Consider the following 18,084-nt stretch of genomic DNA (forward strand, 5'->3'; position numbering starts at 1 on the left):
CTATATTGTCATTACGTAACAGAGTGTTACATTACATATGTTTTATGAATGAGTCATATTACCTATAGCACTGAATACATTAGCTTTTGCTTATAAAAATAAGTGTGCTTACTTGAGTTGCAGTATTGCAAATCTTATAACTTAATTTCAGAGAATATTATCGATGTACAAGTATCAGCGGTTGTTGATTTTATCTACAAATCTTCCTGTGTTACTAGCAATAAATATAGTGATTGCGTGTACTTTAGTAATTAGTGATATGTATGGTCCTGCTTCAAAACAGGCAAAAATAACTTGGTTGGCTATTCTCGCTGCTGTGACTGCATATCGATACTTTGTTCATTTATATTTTTCAAATAACAACAAACATAAGCTGGACTTGCATTTAGTTGGGGTCGTGATTGCTGGCGCTGTATGGGCTTTTTACCCATATATGTTCCATCAGAGCATGTCGACCAAAGAGATTATGCTAACGTTGATTATTTTCTGTGGTATGTCAGGCGGTAGTGTAACCTTGCTTTCTTGCGATCTTCGCTCCGCCATCGCGTATGTTTCACTCACCGTTTTCCCCTACAGCCTTGTTCTCATTACATCTGGAGACTCTAGCTTAGAAAGTCTTGGGTTTATGGGAATAGTCTATGGTGCTGCCCTATGTATTACCGCCGTTAAAAGTGCTCGAATCATTTTTTCACTTATCGATAATCAGGCGAAAGTAGAAGCGATTGCATCAGATTTGGAAGTCGATGCTTATACCAAAGATCAAAAGATATCCATGCTGGAACAGCGTGACATGTTGACCGGTTTACTTAACCGAAAGAGCTTCATGTCAGTAGTGACGTTGATGAAAGCTAAAAAAAGTAACCAGTGCTCCCTAAATGGCTTTGTGCATATAGATATCGAAAAACTGCACAACATTAATCAGAACTACGGGCACCAATACGGCGACCATGTGATTACAAAGGTCGGTGAGGTACTCAAGAACATTGATAAGTTCTACGGTACGTGTTCAGCTCGTTACGGTAACGATGAGTTCATCATGCTTATCAATGTAAGCTCTGAGGAGGAAATCCTTGAGCTTATCGGTACCATAAAAGACCAATTAGCAGTTTACTTTCAACTCGATAATATCCGCGTAAAGCCCGATTATTACATTGGTTACTACCTTGGCGATGATAGTATCTCGACCAGTCAAGCAATGAGAAACGCTTATCTAGCCGTAACTCAAGGAAAGAAGAGCAATATTCGAGTTTGCTGTTTCGATAAAAAGATTCAAGAAGGACAGCAAAGAAATCAGTATCTGCGCTATCACCTTAAAGCAGCCATCGATGCAGAAAACTTTTTCATGAATTTCCAACCCATAGTACGTTGCAGCACTCAAGAAGTGCATTCGTTCGAAGCTTTGGTTCGCTGGGAATTAGAAGGTCAACGAGTCTCTCCCGACGAGTTTATATCGGTAGCTGAAGAGCATGGATTGATCATCGAATTAGGTCAGTTGATCTTGAAAATGTCTATCGAGGCTCTGGCGGAAATGAACAAAACCTATCCTAAGGTTTCTATCTCGATTAACGTTTCCGTAATCCAGTTAGAAGATGATGACTTCATCCGCTATCTACAATTCCTGATAAATCGATACTCTATCAATCCAGCGAATGTTCATTTGGAAATAACGGAAACGGCGATGATTTCAAATATCGAAAAACTAACGCATCGTATCATTCAGGCCAAAGATGCTGGTGTGATGATTTCCGTTGATGACTTTGGTACAGGCTTTTCGTCCATCGCAGTGCTTCGAAATCTACAGATTGATTACATTAAAATTGATAAATCTTACATTGATGATATTTGTTCTTGCGAGAAAGACGAAAGCATTGTTTCTGCCGTCACCAAGATGGCTCACACCATAGGCACAAGAGTGATTGCAGAAGGTGTAGAAACGAATAATCAACTCGCATTACTTGGGCAGAGCAATATCGACTTTTATCAAGGCTACTTGTTTAGTAAACCCGTCTCATTTAAAGAAGCAATCCAGCTATTAGAACACCATAAAAATCAACAAAAGAGAGCTTAGACTCATAGCTGATATCGAAAATGAAGAGTATTGAAATTTCTAAGTACGGAGATCGAATGTGTCTATTACCAATAAAACTGACGATGAAATTATAGCGATTGCGCTACCGATGATTGATGTGGTGATTAATGCGTCAAATCGCAAAGACTGGGATTCTTTTTGTCGCTTTCAAACAGAGCAAGAAGCTCAGGATCCTAAGAATAAAAGCCACGTTCTTCAACTTTGGGAAGAGAATGCTCTATTTACCTCTTTGAATCCCGAAAGAGAAATATTGGCTGTTCTGCGTAATGATGATGTTGCTCAAATCGTGTGGAAACAGACCAGCTATAAAGTATCAGGTGAATTCTTAGCCCGTTACTTCATCAAAGAAATCGAAGCTCAAGTAAAAGAAGTGGGGTTCTGGATCACTTAACAGGTTAAGTATTTCTAAGCACAGTACAACCAGCTTCAATCTTACTGAGCAAAACCAAATTGGTACTCTGTGACTAGCTTGGTTTTTTGCACCTTTTTATATGTATGCCCTTTCTTCTGTAATGTTTTTGTTCCCTTACGACCAAAAACTGCCAAACCAAGCAACGAAACTTATTGATACCCATCACATTAACTAGTCAGACCAGCGACGTTCATACAACGTTCGCGGAGTGCGTTCTTTTTCAATTTAGGAATAACACTACTATGACGGTCATAGGGTTATCTCTTCCAATTCTCGTTGTGCATGTTGCTTCGCAAATTGCAAATAAATATTCATTAAAATTCAACAAATTATAACTAATACCTCTTTGGGATTAGTGACCTATGCCCCCTCTTGTAGTTCTTTCCCAATCTTTTTATATCTATACAGAACGCTAAATTTTGGAAGCAACATCTCACTTAAACACCTTTTAACTGATGAGGGATAGTCCATGTTTAATCACCTGATTTCTCGCAAAACTACCGTTTTACTGTTGTGGTTTACCTCGATGTCTGGTTTTGCCAACAGCGATACCGTTCTCACTGTGGACAACCATGGTCATAAAGCGCAGTTCAGCCTAGAGCAATTACTTGCCCATGCCGACAAAGAGATTGTCACTGATACACCTTGGACCGAAAACAACACCAAGTTTGTTGGTGTCTCAGCCAAAGCACTACTGAATATGATCGGTATAGAGAAAGCCGATTTAAAAGTCATCGCACTGAACAATTATTGGTCAACAATTCCCTATGACGACATTGAAAAATATAACCCTCTATTTGCGTTAAAAAAGAACAATGACGAAATGAGCGTTCGTGATAAAGGACCTATTTGGGTGATTTACCCGTTAAGTGAGTTTAATGAAGTGAATAATGAAGTGCTGCACAGTCGTATGGTGTGGCAAGTCAGCCAAGTGGAAACGCAGCAGTAACCTTCGTCAAACGCTGAGTATGTAGGTGTCTATGAGCCGCAATATCGCAATCTTCATCATGTTTGTTTTTGGACTTTTTATCTTTTCCTTGTGGACATTGGTAAAGTTCAACGACACCTATAATATGCTGACAAAACATACTCAGTTATCTGCTTGGGCGTTAGCTCAGTTAGAAATAGAAACGCTAGACTTTTCTTCTCAGCTTGAAACCTATCTGATCAACGACTCCCGCTCTCCACGCAAACTCAATCTGAAATACGACATACTGTGGAACCGCTACGATACGTTTCTCAATAGTGACGAAACCCGTGGGATTCGCTCGCAATATGGCTCAGCTAAAGTTATTTCCAACGCCTTTAATGTGCTGCGTAAATACGAAAATGCTGTCGTTAAATCCAACCTTGCTGAGCTCAAAGCGTTCTCTGACGAGTTTAAAAGCTTGTTGCCTGATATCCGTAACCTGATGATCGTCAATTTCACTGGCGAAGAATCGGTTAAAAACAGAGCCATTATCGAAGCTAATAAACGGACTGTGTTGTACGACATGGTATTGATCTTAGTGGTGCTAGGTTACATTTCGATCCGAGTCTATCAAGACGCTAAATACCAGCAATTTATGGCTTGGCACGATCCGCTTACAAAGCTGAAGAACCGCAACTATCTACTCAAAGAAATACAAAGTTTGAGTAAGAGTGAAAATGACCACACATTAGTTTTGGTTGATATCTGTCATTTCAAGGAGATCAATGACATCGTCAGCTACGAGTACGGTGATAAAATCCTGACTGAAATCAGTATGCGAATCAAAGCAAAGTGCGACCAATTCCATTTTCTATGCGCGCGTGTCGGTGCAGATGAGTTCGCAATTCTCATCAACCGTTGCGATTTCAATTTTGAATTTTTCACTAAGGCGTTACTAAGTGAACTGCATGCTGTGCTAAATCGTCTCGACCCTTCCAAAAGAATGACACTGGCAACGGGTATCGCCATGAGTAACGAAATGAGCGAATACAGCAAAGGTTATCTCAAGAAATCATCGGTGATCCTCAACAACGCCGATCTGGCACTGAATATCGCCAAGAAGAATCATGCCGAACCTATGGTGTACTACAGCAAAGAGATTGAGATTGCTCACCGCAAAAAACGTAAACTGTCCGAAGAGCTGGAAGCGCTGATCCAAGACACTAAGCAAAAGCAGCTTTATATGGCTTTTCAGCCGATTATTTCTCCGCAAAGTGAACGACTTGGCTGCGAAGCCCTAATTCGCTGGAACCATCCAAGTTACGGTTTCATCAATCCTGAATATCTGATTGAGATTGCAGAAGAATCAGGTTTAGCCAAAGAGCTAGGACGTTGGATCATGCGCCAAGTTTATCAAGCCCTATCTGTTGACTGGAGAGCGTTCCATTCACGGATTGAGGTTGCCATTAACTTGTCTGATTCGCTATTTGATGAAGACTTACCTGCAATGGTATCGGACATTTTCAGCACCGATTTTAACTACCTCGATGCCATCGTATTAGAAATCACTGAAACCATGACGCTGGATGAAATTGAACGCAGCGTTAACATTATTCGTCAGCTCGAAGAGATCAATATTCGCTTGTCTCTGGATGACTTCGGTACAGGTTGGTCGTCGCTATACAACCTCAATCATCTACGATTTAACAAACTGAAAATCGACAAGTCGTTTGTTCGCGACCTAAATAGCTTAGAGCAACAAAAGTTCTTTATTTCTGCGATCGTAACTCTTTCACATCAACTTGGTATTAAAGTGGTTGCTGAAGGCGTCGAAGATGAGGTTCAACTTATTCGATTGAAAGATTTGGGAGTAGATGAGTTCCAAGGTTATTACTTCTCCAAACCCATCACCAAAGAGGAGTTTGCTCACTTTAGCCATGAATATTTTGCCCAACAAAAACCAGTACTCAGCGCGGTAGAGTGATTCCAATTGGGCATATAGTAGTGATGCCCTTTGCCCATCTAGACAACTTCATTTTGTCTTCGTGACTTTGAGACTACAAACCTGTCACCACACTATCCGAGTATCGACTTGCTGCGCTAACTCTAGATCATTAATACCAATCTAGCCCTCGATGGCATTTGAGATGTCTTTTGAGATGTCTTTTGAGATGTCTTTTTGCTAGAAAACGCGCATAATCCGGCAATACAAAACTCAAAGAAGAAATTACCTATGACTGATTTTCAATATTACTTTCATCAACTGCCTTGTTTTAACTGTAAAAAAACTACAGTGAGTACTGACTTAGGTTGGTTAACAGCTGCGATGAAAGAAGATGTTTTAGCGCAAGTGGCTGCAATCATCGAGCAAGGCGATGTTGAACCTGACCTTTCTGTAAACGTGACTTGCACTAAAGACGAAGCTCGCGATTACTTGCTGTTGAATTTCTACGGTTATTCAGAAGAAGAGCTTGAAAGCCAAGTTGAAGCGGAAGATGAAAAAGAAGTCGCAGATGAAATTGAAGAGCTACTTGCAGAAAGCAACGGAACAGTAGTATTCGAACACGAAATCGCACTACAAAGCTGTACTGATTGCGACGTTGAATAATCAAACTGAGTGTAATCATTACGCTTAAATAATTACCAAAGGCGTTAACAGGTGCAAACTTGCTAACGCCTTTATCAATTCTGTGGTGTTCAGTTAACCACGACTTCTAGCTAGCAACTGGTTTACTTGCCCTTTTGTTGTCTTACTAAGAGTTTGCATAAACTCGAAACTCGGTTGGACGATGCCTGACTGTTCCAAATCTTCTACCATTTGAATCCAAAGTCTAGCGGTCATCTGTGCATCAGCTAGTGCTCGGTGAAACACTCCGTCATTTTCGATATTTTTGTAACGCACAAGATCTCCGAGTTTGTGTGAGGGAGCATCTTGAATGAGCCTTCTTGCAACTAACAAGGAACACGCAAATTCACCAGAGTAAGCTCGATTAATTCTTTCAAGCTCTGCGTCTAGAAACCGTTTATCAAAGGAAGCGTTGTGAGCGATAAGGTTTTCATCGGCAATAAACTCACTAAATGATGCCATCACCTCATCACAGCTTGGTGCGGTGCGTAACATGTTGTTGGTGATGCCTGTATAGCTTTCGATAAATGAACTTACTCGAAAGCCTGGATTCATCAGTTGCTGAAAACTATCGACTATCTCACCGTCAACTAACTTAACCGCACCTATCTCTATTGCGCGATCGCCTAGATTAGGCGAAAGACCTGTGGTTTCAAAGTCGAGTACCACCACGGTATTGGCTTGGCTCATAGCGTTTTCCAACTAAAAATAATGTGAAAGAGTATGTTAGAAACAGAGTGTAAAAGAAAGACGAATGCGCCCATGTGGTGGAAGGCTGTTTAATTTACTTACATGTAATATGAAGGCAAGAGTTAACCCTCTCCCCCTCATTTACTTTCAATCACCATTCAATCTCTATCGGTGTCCCTATTCGCACAAGACTGATGAATTCATCCATTTCTTCGTTGGTTAAGGCAATACAGCCATTTGTCCAATCAAAGCTCTGAATAAACTGCGGGTCACCTGAAAAGCCACCTTTTAAACCGTGCACTTTGATTTCACCACCGGGATCGATGCCTGCGGCTTGTGCTCTCAATTTATCTCTAAGGTTTGGATAGCTAATACTCATCGAACGGTAAAACTGGGAACTAGGCATGATGTCATCCAGATAGTAGCGCCCTTCTGGAGTCCTTTGATCGCCTTCTTGCTGTTTGTGGCCTCGCGGGGATTTGCCCAAAGCAATACGATATTCTTTTACTACTTCACCTTTTGCGACCAAATACATACGGCGTTTTGACTTATCCACTTTCACCAAATCGACTTTCATCGAAAGTGTTTTGTCTTGCGTAGGTTTTCGCAGTGGAGCACGTAATGCATCACTCTGCGCAAAAGCCGCCCAGCTAATTAATAATGAAAGAAGTAGAACCAGAATTTGTCGCATTTTTTCTGCTGTGTTTGATGAAACTCTATTATTGGTGAGTCATTATTAACCACTATCAACTCACACGCCTAATCGACATTATCTATCAATAATAGCCAGACTTTACTCAGACTGTGGAGCGTACGCAATACGCAGCCCGAGTATGCAAATTGATCAAAACGACATTGCAGTTGCGCGGTTTAAATGACTTTCTCTAGAAGTGCGAGCACCTCAGCGTGGTTGGTATGTGGGAACATATCAAACCATTGAACTTTAACGACTTTGTAGCTTGGTAAGTTCTTCACATCCTCGTTCATGGTGTGAGAATTACAGCTTGAGTAGACAATATGCTTAGGCGCAAGCGCTTCCAATTGCTCGGTCAAGCTTGAGCCCAGCCCACGACGTGGCGGGTTAACCAATACCAAATCAGGCGCAGCATCTTGAGAATGTGAAAACTGGGCGGAATCCAACGCAGCAAAACTTAAGTTCTCAATACCCATTTCCTGCGCAGAGCGTTTCGCACTGGCGATCGCCTCCGGCTCAATCTCGATACCAATTACTTCAGTCGCTGGCGTTGAACAATGCAGCGCAAAGCCACCCACACCACAGAACAGATCCCACATTTTACTTGGCGCAATCTCTCTTACCCAATCTCTTGCCGTCGCGTAAAGCGCCTGAGCAACCTTCGGGTTAGTTTGGAAAAAGCTCTTAGGACGAATAACCAGTGGTACATCGTTGAAGAGCTCAATCAGATACTCTTGTTCAGTCAAGAAGATCTCTTCATCCCCTTCCAAACGTGCCATGTGCACAGGCTGAATGTTGACTGACACCACTTCAATGGCTGGGAAATCTGCAAGCAAACGCTGCAAATTGTTGGTAATACGCGGTAATACCTCTTTGCTTCGCGCAACAAAACGCAACATGAACTTTCCATCGTGCTCACTGCGAGTTAGCAAGATGAACTTCAGCTCACCTTTCTTTTTGTTTTTGTTGTACGGAGGGATGCCTGAAATACGGATCCAGTTTTCCAAATAGGTCAGCAGTTGCTGTGTATCTTGCGGATACAACGGGCAGTTCGTTAATGAAAGCGGCTCACCATTAAGCGTATTTTCGATACCAAGAATAGGCGCATGCGCTGCACCAAGCACCACCATTTTGGCTTTGTTTCGGAAGCGAGTTTCACTGCTAGTGACAGGCGATAACCACTGCTCTGGATTGAGGTCAGCGAGCAAATTCTTCAACTCGGTATCTTTAACAGAAACCTGTTGTTCATAAGGCTGAGCGCAATTCGTGCAGGAAGTACATAATTGCTGAGTAAAGAACTCGCATTGCATAACAGTGGTCACCAAATTTGGAAAAGCGCTAGTCTATTCGCCTCGCGACAAATCGCCAAATAAATATTTCACTTAAATACTCAGGCGTCGCCGCGAGGCAAACAAGTCTAGCCTAACGCTGCAAACGCAAGCTGTATGTGAGCTTATTTACCACGCACCTTATGGATGATTTCCATACCCGCCACAACAATCAAACCAGCAACAACGCCGATAACGCCATTCAGTAAAGTGGGAACCAAAGCGTTAACTAAAGTTAAGTCTGGCAACTTCATAATGATAGGTTCCACCCAGTGATGTATGAATGGCACGTTATGGACGACAATACCGCCGCCGACCAAAAACATGGCCGCAGTACCGACAACGGTCAGCCCTTTCATTAGCTTAGGAGCAAACGAAACCAGTACGCCTCCCACTTTAGCTAACAGCCCTTCGCCTTTGGATTTTCTTTCCAAATAGAACCCAAGGTCATCAAGTTTCACGATTCCAGCCACTAAACCGTAAACCCCAGCGGTCATAATGATGGCAATAAGACTGACAACCACGATTTGCGTCATCATCTCTTTGCCCTGAACTGTCCCCAAAGCAATCACGATAATTTCCGCAGAGAGAATAAAGTCGGTACGAATCGCGCCACTGATTTTTTTCTTTTCGTATTCTTCAACACTGAGGTGTTTCAACTCGTTCATTGCATCGATAGGTTCTTTCTTCGGCTCTGAATGAAATAGCTTCTCAAGCACTTTTTCTGCACCTTCAAAGCAAAGAAACAAACCACCTAGCAGCAGTAACGGCATGATTAACCAAGGGACAAAAGAACTGATCACCAATGCTGCTGGGACAAGAATGAGCTTGTTGCGAAACGAACCTTTCGCTACCGACCAAACAACCGGTATTTCACGTTCTGCCGCCACACCAGAAACCTGCTGGGCGTTCAGTGCCAAATCATCACCCAACACCCCTGCCGTTTTCTTTGCTGCGACTTTAGACATCACAGCCACGTCATCAAGCACAGTTGCAATATCGTCTAATAAAGTGAGTAAGCTAGCTCCAGCCATATGACATTCTCTTTTGGGTTTGGACAAAACTAGAGGTAACATAGCAGCCTCACAAAAATGATGAAATATCTTTAACAACGCTCATAGTCACTTATTGAAAATAGTTACTCATTGAGAACAGTTAAGCCAAGGAAAGTTATGACTCAATCGCAAGCCTACCCAATCGGAACCCCTGGACAAAAATGGGGAGACGCTGAACGCTTAGAATGGCGCGCAACCACAAGCATCAAGCGTGAATACCAACAAGAAGTTGTGCCAAAAATCAAAGCACTAGAAAGCGAATTTGTTGTGGAGCAATACGGTGCTTTGTCTTATGACGAAGAGCGCTACCCGCTTTTCTCAATCAAAAGCAAAAACTGGCAAGCGAACAAACCAACCGTGTTAATTACTGGTGGGGTTCACGGCTACGAAACCAGTGGTGTCCATGGCGCATTGAAATTCATGACTACTGAAGCTAAGCGCTACCAACAACACTTCAACATCGTTGCTGCGCCTTGTGTCAGCCCTTGGGGATACGAAACCATCAACCGCTGGAATCCAAACGCGATTGATCCTAACCGTTCGTTTTATGCAGACAGTCCTGCGGAAGAATCGGCAAACCTAATGGCATTAGTGGCGAATTTGCCTCTAGAGGTTTTGGTTCATATTGATTTGCATGAAACAACAGATACTGACGAAACCGAGTTCCGCCCTGCTTTAGCTGCTCGCGATGGTATCGAGTATGAAGCCGACAGCATTCCAGATGGTTTCTACACGGTTGGTGACACCGCACTGCCACAACTTGATTTCCAAGCTGCGGTTATTGAATCTGTTGCGAAAGTAACACACATAGCTCCAGCTGATGCCAATGGGCAGATCATCGGTTCAGATGTGGTTCAGCACGGTGTGATTCTTTACCCAATGAAGAAACTTGGGTTATGCGGTGGCGTAACAAATTGCCAATACGGCACAACAACAGAAGTCTACCCTGACAGTCCAAAAGTGACCGACGAGGAGTGTAACGACGCTCAGGTTGCAGCGATAGTTGGAGCTCTGAATTATGTGCTTGAAAACCATCAAGCATAATTAATCGAAAGCAATAAACCCCGCAAAAGAGCATCTCTTTCTGCGGGGTTTTGTTATGAGTGTTCGTACTAATTCAACTTGAAAACAAGTTAGTTAACAGACAACTCTTTGCTATAACAGCGTTCAAGTTCTTTTAGACTATAAAAATACTGAGTACCTTCAAACACTTGGCAATCGGCTTTAAACGCTATTTCCTTCTCGTTGTAAAGCATCTTCACCAAGGTTTCACCGCCTTTATTTGCGCTCTTATACACATCCCACTGAATGTTTGCCGAATATGGTGTAACCCATCCACCGCGCCATTCATTATTTTCTTGAGAATAGAGTTCAGACGGTTCTGCCGCTTGAGTACTGCCTTTCACATGCAATAACGCTGCTAAAGGCATAATTTGTTCTGCGTGAGCAAAACGAACCTTTGCCACGTGATTTACCGCCTGCTTGTTATTGGCTACAGCGTCCATCTCATTGAACATATCTTTTAAAAGCGGTTTAGCAATGTTGTAGGCCACGCCATTCGCATCCGCAAAACTTGGACCTTTCTCATAGAAATCTTCAGCATCTGACTGATATGAGAACCAAGCCGACTCTTCAGGAGTAATAAACTGCTCTAAGCCCCACTCTCCACCTTGAGCTTGTGCTTCACGAAGCATTCCCGGACCAATGATGAACATGTTGTAGAGCATTGAGGCAGCATCTACCTCGTTTTGCACATACTTCCAGTCATCTTTTGTTTCGCTAGGTTTCTTGGTGTTGGTCTTGAAACAGTTCTCAGCGTTTACGTCGCACTTCTTGTCGTTAGAGACATCATTTTCTAAGAAGTCGACAAACTCTTTGGTGTAGATACGTTCCAACATTTGACGAGCCAACAATTTGGTTTTTGGTAGCTCTGAAATTGCATCAAAGGCGCTTTCTAACTTCTCTGAATCTTTAAAAGCATCATAGGCTTCAAAGTTTGCTGTGTACGGTTGGTATTTTGCACTCTTTGCAGGATTTGTTTTGTGGAAATAGAGTTCAAACTTGTTCACCAGTTGTTTATCAATTTCATCTGGCTGTGATTGTGTTTGGTAACACTGCTTTGCATCATTTGCTACATAAGCCACATCGCTTGCCAATGACTGCATAAAGTAATGTGCAGTTTGGTTTGCTCGCTCTTCGCCTGAGGTTTGGACTTGAATACAAACGGGATTATTACTGTCGTTAGTCATGATGGAATCTAGACGCAGCGCCATACGAGAAGCGATACCGGCTGGCTCTTCTTCACCTACTTTAGTCAGCAGTCCATATCCCAGCTTTTCATTCGCTGCCGTCACTTTATCGATGATTGGACCAAGCTTTTCACCGAGCGGTGTCAATTGTCCGCGTTTTTGTGCCAGATCCCACACTTGCTTGCTCAGCACGTCGTATTTTGGACTTGATAGCGCGCGAGCACCATGTCGTTCAACCAACTGGCTGAAAACCACGTTGTAACCTTTTGGTGCGGCTTCATAGCTGTTTAAATCTTGCATAGCAGAATAGGTAGCTTTGCTGCTGTACTGATATCCATTACTTTCATCGGCTTGGTTTGTAGAGCTACAACCACTGAGTAAAGCCACGGTAATTGCAGATGCAATCAGAGTATAACGAGTCATTAATCTTCCTTAATTTCAGAGCAAATTTTGTTGTTACGTTTTCAGAAACTCGCTGCACATTAGTTCCGATTTATGACATTCTCATTGCAGTTTGAATAAATTACGACGACAGATAACCCGTTGATTTATTGGTATTCCAATTTGGGGAACCCGTTTAGTTGTCACAAGCTTGAGCCAACGATGACTTTAGCTCACACAGACTTTGAACACGCGTAATGAAAAGGCAAAACAAACAATCGCCACCACCCAAGGAGGTAGTTTAGAGTTGGCAATAAACGCGTCCTTTCATAACCCTCGCCAACGCATTGCGTATTTATAAATTGACCTATGCTTGGTGATTGGTAAGACTGGCGAGATAACACAATAAGTATCGTCAGAGGCCTTTATGATTATTCTGCATCATCTCGTTCAGTCCCGCTCTAATCGCATAGCGTGGTTATTAGAAGCATTAAATCTTCCATACGAAATTAAAGTTTACCAACGCGATCCCAAAACCTACGGTGCACCTGAGTCACTTAAACAGATCGACCCACTGGGTAAATCGCCGGTCATTACTGATGGTGAACTGGTGATTGCTGAATCTGGAGCAATCATTGAATATCTAATTGATACCTATGATACTGAGCAACAGTTCAAGCCTAAAGAAGCCAAAGCCTTACTCGATTATCGCTACTGGCTTCACTTTGCAGAGGGGTCGATGATGCCTTTGTTGGTGATGCGCTTAGTTTTATCAAAAGCTGTCGATAGACCAATGCCGTTCTTTATCAAACCTGTGATTAAAAAGTTTGTGCAGGCATTAAACCAGTACTTCATCGACCCAAGAATAATTCCTCAACTCAAACTGGTTGATACGCATCTGTCTAACAACAAATGGTTTGCTGGCGATGAACTCTCTGGCGCAGATTTCCAGATGGTACTGGCTCTTCAACTCGCTTATACGCGCTGCGACATGACTCCTTATCACCACATTAAGAAGTACATAGAGCAAGTTGAAAAAATTGAAAGCTATCAAAAAGCAATGAAAAAACTCAGCGAATAGCCGTTACAACAATCGGTTCTTATATTGCTCCGGTGTTTGGCCGGAGTATCGCTTAAACATTGCGATAAACGGGCTGGCTTGGTTGTATCCCAATGTCAGAGCCACTTCTTTTACCGACTGTCCACTACGCAACAAATCCATGGAGTGGAGATACCGAACACGCAAACGCCATTCGGTAAAACTCATACCCAGTTCCGTCTGGCAATAGCGGGCAAGCGTTCGCTCAGTAGTGTGCACTCGCTCCGCCCATTGCTGCAAACTGGTGTTATCAGTCGGATTCTCTTCCACTGTCGCTAAGATTGGTGCCAGATATTTATGGTTGCTCGACGGTAAAAAGTGCTGCTGCATCTCGCGTGTCGCAAGCTGGTCAATCAATACTTGTAGCAGGCGTTTGTCTTCGTCACTTTCCGCCACACTGATTTCACGCATGCGAAAATCATCAATGATAGCGGTCACTATCGGCGTCACTTTAATTAGGCTCGTTTTGGTCGGGAAAGCGTGTGTCATTTCTGCAGAAATATTGATGGAACAATAATCCAGAGGCTTTCGGTTAAAACTCTTGTGCCGCGTCCCTGCAGGAACCCATATCGCTAGATGTGGTGGCGCCAGAAAACGAGTATCTTCGGCTTCCATTTCCAATATGCCACCAGCAATAAGCTGAACTTGCCCCCAAGCGTGACTATGAACACGCGTTTCGGTATTTGATAGAAACGCTTCAAAGTTCATAAACACATCAGAAGGTGCTTTGGCTATGGCTAAGGAGGGATGGAGATTTCGCGCCTGTTTTTTCACTCTGCTTTCCTTGTCGAGCTGTATTCCTAAAGAACGATGTCTTTTTAACGATATTTATCAGATGAAAGACTTTAAACGAGATGAAAGCAGATATCAAAACCCTAGCGTAGATAAATGAAGAAATAGCCTCTATCGGCTTCATTTTGGCTGCATAGCCAAGAGTTTAGTGGTTATAATGCGACCTTCATTTGGCTGAAAGTAAAGGATTACAGTGACATGACGGACTCGACCACGAAAGGGGATGGAAGCAACGAAGCCCTGCTGATCATTGATATGCAGATAGGCTGTTTCCACACACCAAGACACGACAGAGAAGGCGTTATTTCAAGAATCAATAAGCTTTCTCATGCTTTCCGCGCCAAAAACTTACCCGTTATTTTCATTCAGCATAACGGTATTAAAGAAAACTACTTATTGCCGGGTACAGAAGATTTTGAAATCGTCAGAGAGCTTGTCATTAGTGATGCAGATTACACCGTCGAGAAAACCGTTAATGGCGCTTTCTATAAGACAAATTTGAAAGAGCTTTTAGACTCATTAAATGTTGGAACACTCTACATAACGGGGCTTGCAACCGATTTCTGTGTTAACGCAACCATTCACGCTGCACTAATAGAAGACTTCAATATTGTGGTTGTTTCTGATTGTCACACCACCGCCGACAAAGCTGAGTTAAGCGCAAGCGATATCATCAAATTCCATAACTTCATTTGGTCTAACTTAACGCCGACCAAAGGTGTTATTTCGCTTAAAACCCACGAAGAAGTACTGAGCTAAATCGCGCTTCGGAATAGCTTGTCTCTGATAGTGGGTATCTCTCAAATAAAAGAGCCTGAGCGAGAGCTTAGTTCAGCGTTAACCACTTCTAGAATGATTTTTTCTAGCGTATCCAAACCTTCATTGAGAACGTCGAACTCAATGATCAACGGCCGTCAGATCCGGTTCGATGCCTAAGTATTTCGTTGCAAACAATTTATCCTACGAGCGAAACCCATTTAGATTTCATCAGAAATCAGAATAATTACGTGTTTGTCACAGATGTTGGTTTGTCATTTTTTCGTCCTTAAATTAGTTTCCGCCAAAGCACAGGTATTTCACATCCATGTATTCATAGATGCCTTGCTTCGCGCCTTCACGTCCGATACCAGATTGTTTCACACCACCAAATGGTGCTACTTCAGTAGAGATTAAACCTTCGTTGATGCCCACCATGCCGTACTCAAGCGCTTCGGCAATCTTCCATACACGGTGAATGTTTTGACTGTAGAAGTACGAAGCCAAGCCGTAGATAGTGTCATTCGCCATTTCGATCAGTTGATCGTCGTTATCAAAACGAATCACAGGCGCAACTGGACCAAAGATCTCTTGCGAGACGATCTTCATATCGTGGGTCACGTCTTTCAGCACTACAGGTTGCATGAACAGACCATCTAACTGGTGCAATTCAGACACAGGTTTCGCGCCTTGTTCAATGGCTCCATCAATCAGTGCTTGGATATTCTGTTTTGCCGATTCACTGATCACTGGGCCAATGTTCACGCCAGCTTCCAAGCCGTTACCGACTTTCAGTTTCTGTACTGCAGCATCAAACTTAGTAACGAACTCGTCATACACTTTGCTGTGAACATAAAAGCGGTTGGCACACACGCAGGTTTGACCCGCGTTGCGGAACTTAGATGCAATCGCGCCGGTGACCGCGGCATCAATATCCGCATCATCAAACACGATGAAAGGCGCGTTGCCGCCCAGCTCCATGGAGGTACGTTTGATATCCGCAGCGCTTTGCTGCATTAGGATACTGCCGACCTGAGTAGAGCCGGTGAACGAAAGCTTACGAATCAGAGGATGTGTTGTGAAAATACCGCCCACTTGACGAGAGGTTTCACCCAAAACCACCTGCAACACATCGCGAGGAATGCCTGCCTGATAAGCCAACTCTGCCACTGCAAATGCAGAAAGAGGTGTTGATTCAGAAGGCTTAACGATAAAACTACAACCTGCCGCCAAAGCTGGGCCTGCTTTACGAGTGATCATCGCAATTGGGAAGTTCCACGGCGTAATTGCACAGGCAACACCAATAGGTTGTTTGATGGTCACTAAGCGTTTGTCTTTACTCGGGGCTGGAATCGTTTCGCCGTAAGTGCGTTTTGCTTCTTCAGCAAACCATTCGATAAAGCTCGCGCCATATACCACTTCACCTTGAGCTTCCGCCAACGGCTTACCTTGCTCAAGCGTCATAAGACGACCAAGATCTTGTTTATTATCCAGAATCAGTTGATTCCATTTTTGTAGCAACGCAGAGCGCGCTTTCGCTGGCATCGCCGCCCACTCTTTCTGAGCGACACTCGCTCGTTCAATGCCATTAAGAATGTCGCTTTCTGCTGACACCGGAGCATAACCAATGACTTCACCAGTGGCTGGGTTAGTCACCGCTATCCCTTCCGCTTCATTCGACACCATAAACGAAAGAAGGCTTTTGTTTTGTATCTGTTGCATATATTTTTTCCTAGATTCAACTCATGGCGATTGTTTATGCTTTTAGTTTAGCAACTTTGGCTGCACTCAAGGCAACAGCTGCGAGAACCAAAGGAACAAAGGATACCCACAACACCATCTGCCAGCCGTAAGCGCTTAAAAGCCCGCCTGACGAAAAAGAACCTATTGCCATTAAGCCAAAAATAATGAAATCGTTAAGCGACTGAACACGGTTTTTCTCTTCCGGTTTGTGACATTCCAGCACTAATGCGGAAGCCCCAAGAAATCCGAAATTCCAACCAACACCCAACAAAATGAGAAGCCACCAGAAGTGATATACATCTTCTCCTAGTAAACCCACTGCTGCCGACAGACCAGTAAGGATAATGCCTATTGCCGATATGCGCACAGCGCCAAATCGCGCTATCAGTTTGCCGGTGAAAAAGCTCGGGGCATACATGGCAATCACATGCCATTGAATACCTAAGTTTGACGACTCATGGCTGTGGCCGTGCATATGCATAGCTAGCGGGGCTGCAGTCATAAGAAAGTTCATGATCATGTATGACGCTGCGCCACACACCACAGCAGAAATAAAGCGTGGTTGAAGTGCAATTTCCATTAATGGTCTTCCTCCACCATGCTGCTCTTTTACAGCCGGAGACTGAACGCCATATAAGATCACACCTGAGATCACAGCAACTACTGCCTGAGCAAGGAAAGTGGCAGCAAACATTTTTTCTGGCCACAGATACATGGTTTGTGTCACTAGCTGCGGCCCGATAACACCTGCAACAATACCACCAGCCATAACTAGCGAAAGTGCTTGAGGTCTTTTCTCTGGCGGTAAGCCGTCTGTTACAGCAAAACGAAAAGAGAGAACAACAGCAGCGTAAGCGCCTCCTAAAAGGGTCGAGAGGCAAAACAACCAGAACAATCCCGTGAACATAGCAGCCATCGCCAACAAACCCGTTAACACACCAGCTACCGAACCCGCCATAAACGCTGCTTTTCGTCCGTACTTTCTTGCTAATTCTCCAGCTGGAAAAACACACGCAGCCATACCCACAACGAAAATGGAAATAGGTAGTGTGGCAAGTAATGGAGTTGGAGCGAGCATACTGCCGACAATCGCTCCCGTAGCAAACACGACAACGGAGTTTGCTCCTGCAAGTGCTTGCGCTAGTGTTAAGCGCCATAAGTTTGAACGGCTGACATTCGGGCTAAGAATAGAAGGATCGTCAATTGTCGACTGAGATTCGTTTGGCATTAAACTCACTGTCCTGTGTTACTGCAAAGTAT

Annotated in this window: 16 protein-coding genes; 8 read left to right on the forward strand and 8 right to left on the reverse strand. The window is 43.4% G+C overall.

What is annotated here, in order from left to right:
* The first annotated feature begins 163 nt into the window (after window positions 1-163).
* From ACOSVQ_RS06780 to ACOSVQ_RS06800, 5 genes are all read left to right on the forward strand, one after another.
* Window positions 164-2,068: a putative bifunctional diguanylate cyclase/phosphodiesterase gene (locus tag ACOSVQ_RS06780; RefSeq protein ID WP_491981771.1), complete on the forward strand. Its 1,905-nt coding sequence runs from the start codon at window positions 164-166 to the stop codon at window positions 2,066-2,068.
* A gap of 58 nt (window positions 2,069-2,126) precedes the next feature.
* Window positions 2,127-2,480 (forward strand): hypothetical protein, encoded by a 354-nt coding sequence (locus ACOSVQ_RS06785; RefSeq protein ID WP_491981773.1) that lies wholly within the window; start codon window positions 2,127-2,129, stop codon window positions 2,478-2,480.
* A 490-nt stretch (window positions 2,481-2,970) separates the two neighbouring features.
* A complete protein-coding gene (locus ACOSVQ_RS06790; protein WP_491981774.1) occupies window positions 2,971-3,450 on the forward strand; it encodes a putative pterin-binding protein in 480 nt (159 codons plus the stop codon).
* 31 nt (window positions 3,451-3,481) lie between these two features.
* On the forward strand, window positions 3,482-5,395 hold the full coding sequence (locus ACOSVQ_RS06795) for a putative bifunctional diguanylate cyclase/phosphodiesterase (protein ID WP_491981775.1): 1,914 nt from the start codon (window positions 3,482-3,484) through the stop codon (window positions 5,393-5,395).
* 249 nt (window positions 5,396-5,644) lie between these two features.
* Window positions 5,645-6,019, forward strand: a complete 375-nt coding sequence (locus tag ACOSVQ_RS06800; protein WP_491981776.1) for a hypothetical protein — start codon at window positions 5,645-5,647, stop codon at window positions 6,017-6,019.
* 93 nt (window positions 6,020-6,112) lie between these two features.
* Here the strand turns inward: ACOSVQ_RS06800 and ACOSVQ_RS06805 are convergent, their stop codons facing one another.
* From ACOSVQ_RS06805 to ACOSVQ_RS06820, 4 genes are all read right to left on the reverse strand, one after another.
* Window positions 6,113-6,727, reverse strand: coding sequence for a 3'-5' exonuclease (locus tag ACOSVQ_RS06805; protein WP_491981778.1), 615 nt, complete (start codon window positions 6,725-6,727; stop codon window positions 6,113-6,115).
* Between the two features lie 151 nt (window positions 6,728-6,878).
* On the reverse strand, window positions 6,879-7,304 hold the full coding sequence (locus ACOSVQ_RS06810) for a L,D-transpeptidase family protein (protein WP_491981954.1): 426 nt from the start codon (window positions 7,302-7,304) through the stop codon (window positions 6,879-6,881).
* Window positions 7,305-7,597: 293 nt separating this feature from the next.
* Window positions 7,598-8,731, reverse strand: a complete 1,134-nt coding sequence (gene rlmC / locus ACOSVQ_RS06815; RefSeq protein WP_491981779.1) for a 23S rRNA (uracil(747)-C(5))-methyltransferase RlmC — start codon at window positions 8,729-8,731, stop codon at window positions 7,598-7,600.
* Window positions 8,732-8,874: 143 nt separating this feature from the next.
* Entirely contained in the window at window positions 8,875-9,783 is a 909-nt protein-coding gene (locus ACOSVQ_RS06820) for a DUF808 domain-containing protein (RefSeq protein WP_491981780.1), read from the reverse strand.
* Between the two features lie 138 nt (window positions 9,784-9,921).
* On the opposite strand from ACOSVQ_RS06820, the gene ACOSVQ_RS06825 reads away from it, so the two are divergent.
* Complete coding sequence (locus ACOSVQ_RS06825) at window positions 9,922-10,848, forward strand: M14 family metallopeptidase (RefSeq protein ID WP_491981783.1); 927 nt, start codon at window positions 9,922-9,924, stop codon at window positions 10,846-10,848.
* An 89-nt stretch (window positions 10,849-10,937) separates the two neighbouring features.
* Here the strand turns inward: ACOSVQ_RS06825 and ACOSVQ_RS06830 are convergent, their stop codons facing one another.
* Window positions 10,938-12,476, reverse strand: coding sequence for a histidine-type phosphatase (locus ACOSVQ_RS06830; protein ID WP_491981786.1), 1,539 nt, complete (start codon window positions 12,474-12,476; stop codon window positions 10,938-10,940).
* A 385-nt stretch (window positions 12,477-12,861) separates the two neighbouring features.
* Between ACOSVQ_RS06830 and ACOSVQ_RS06835 the strand changes: the two genes are divergently transcribed.
* On the forward strand, window positions 12,862-13,515 hold the full coding sequence (locus ACOSVQ_RS06835; protein ID WP_491981787.1) for a glutathione S-transferase family protein: 654 nt from the start codon (window positions 12,862-12,864) through the stop codon (window positions 13,513-13,515).
* Window positions 13,516-13,518: 3 nt separating this feature from the next.
* Here ACOSVQ_RS06835 and ACOSVQ_RS06840 read toward each other — a convergent pair whose 3' ends face one another.
* A complete protein-coding gene (locus tag ACOSVQ_RS06840; protein ID WP_491981788.1) occupies window positions 13,519-14,307 on the reverse strand; it encodes an AraC family transcriptional regulator in 789 nt (262 codons plus the stop codon).
* 216 nt (window positions 14,308-14,523) lie between these two features.
* Between ACOSVQ_RS06840 and ACOSVQ_RS06845 the strand changes: the two genes are divergently transcribed.
* Window positions 14,524-15,084, forward strand: a complete 561-nt coding sequence (locus ACOSVQ_RS06845) for an isochorismatase family protein (RefSeq protein WP_491981789.1) — start codon at window positions 14,524-14,526, stop codon at window positions 15,082-15,084.
* A gap of 291 nt (window positions 15,085-15,375) precedes the next feature.
* Here the strand turns inward: ACOSVQ_RS06845 and ACOSVQ_RS06850 are convergent, their stop codons facing one another.
* Entirely contained in the window at window positions 15,376-16,803 is a 1,428-nt protein-coding gene (locus ACOSVQ_RS06850; protein ID WP_491981790.1) for an NAD-dependent succinate-semialdehyde dehydrogenase, read from the reverse strand.
* Window positions 16,804-16,837: 34 nt separating this feature from the next.
* Window positions 16,838-18,052, reverse strand: a complete 1,215-nt coding sequence (locus ACOSVQ_RS06855; protein WP_491981791.1) for an MFS transporter — start codon at window positions 18,050-18,052, stop codon at window positions 16,838-16,840.
* Window positions 18,053-18,084: the final 32 nt, after the last annotated feature.

It is taken from the genome of Vibrio sp. HM8-C (assembly GCF_058630515.1).

Coding starts and splice junctions, on each gene's coding strand:
- ACOSVQ_RS06780 (WP_491981771.1), top strand. CDS start 164: ATGTACAAGTATCAGCGGTTGTTGATTTTATCTACAAATCTTCCTGTG.
- ACOSVQ_RS06790 (WP_491981774.1), top strand. CDS start 2,971: ATGTTTAATCACCTGATTTCTCGCAAAACTACCGTTTTACTGTTGTGG.
- ACOSVQ_RS06795 (WP_491981775.1), top strand. CDS start 3,482: ATGAGCCGCAATATCGCAATCTTCATCATGTTTGTTTTTGGACTTTTT.
- ACOSVQ_RS06800 (WP_491981776.1), top strand. CDS start 5,645: ATGACTGATTTTCAATATTACTTTCATCAACTGCCTTGTTTTAACTGT.
- ACOSVQ_RS06805 (WP_491981778.1), bottom strand. CDS start 6,727: ATGAGCCAAGCCAATACCGTGGTGGTACTCGACTTTGAAACCACAGGT.
- ACOSVQ_RS06810 (WP_491981954.1), bottom strand. CDS start 7,304: ATGAAAGTCGATTTGGTGAAAGTGGATAAGTCAAAACGCCGTATGTAT.
- rlmC (WP_491981779.1), bottom strand. CDS start 8,731: ATGCAATGCGAGTTCTTTACTCAGCAATTATGTACTTCCTGCACGAAT.
- ACOSVQ_RS06820 (WP_491981780.1), bottom strand. CDS start 9,783: ATGGCTGGAGCTAGCTTACTCACTTTATTAGACGATATTGCAACTGTG.
- ACOSVQ_RS06825 (WP_491981783.1), top strand. CDS start 9,922: ATGACTCAATCGCAAGCCTACCCAATCGGAACCCCTGGACAAAAATGG.
- ACOSVQ_RS06830 (WP_491981786.1), bottom strand. CDS start 12,476: ATGACTCGTTATACTCTGATTGCATCTGCAATTACCGTGGCTTTACTC.
- ACOSVQ_RS06835 (WP_491981787.1), top strand. CDS start 12,862: ATGATTATTCTGCATCATCTCGTTCAGTCCCGCTCTAATCGCATAGCG.
- ACOSVQ_RS06845 (WP_491981789.1), top strand. CDS start 14,524: ATGACGGACTCGACCACGAAAGGGGATGGAAGCAACGAAGCCCTGCTG.
- ACOSVQ_RS06850 (WP_491981790.1), bottom strand. CDS start 16,803: ATGCAACAGATACAAAACAAAAGCCTTCTTTCGTTTATGGTGTCGAAT.
- ACOSVQ_RS06855 (WP_491981791.1), bottom strand. CDS start 18,052: ATGCCAAACGAATCTCAGTCGACAATTGACGATCCTTCTATTCTTAGC.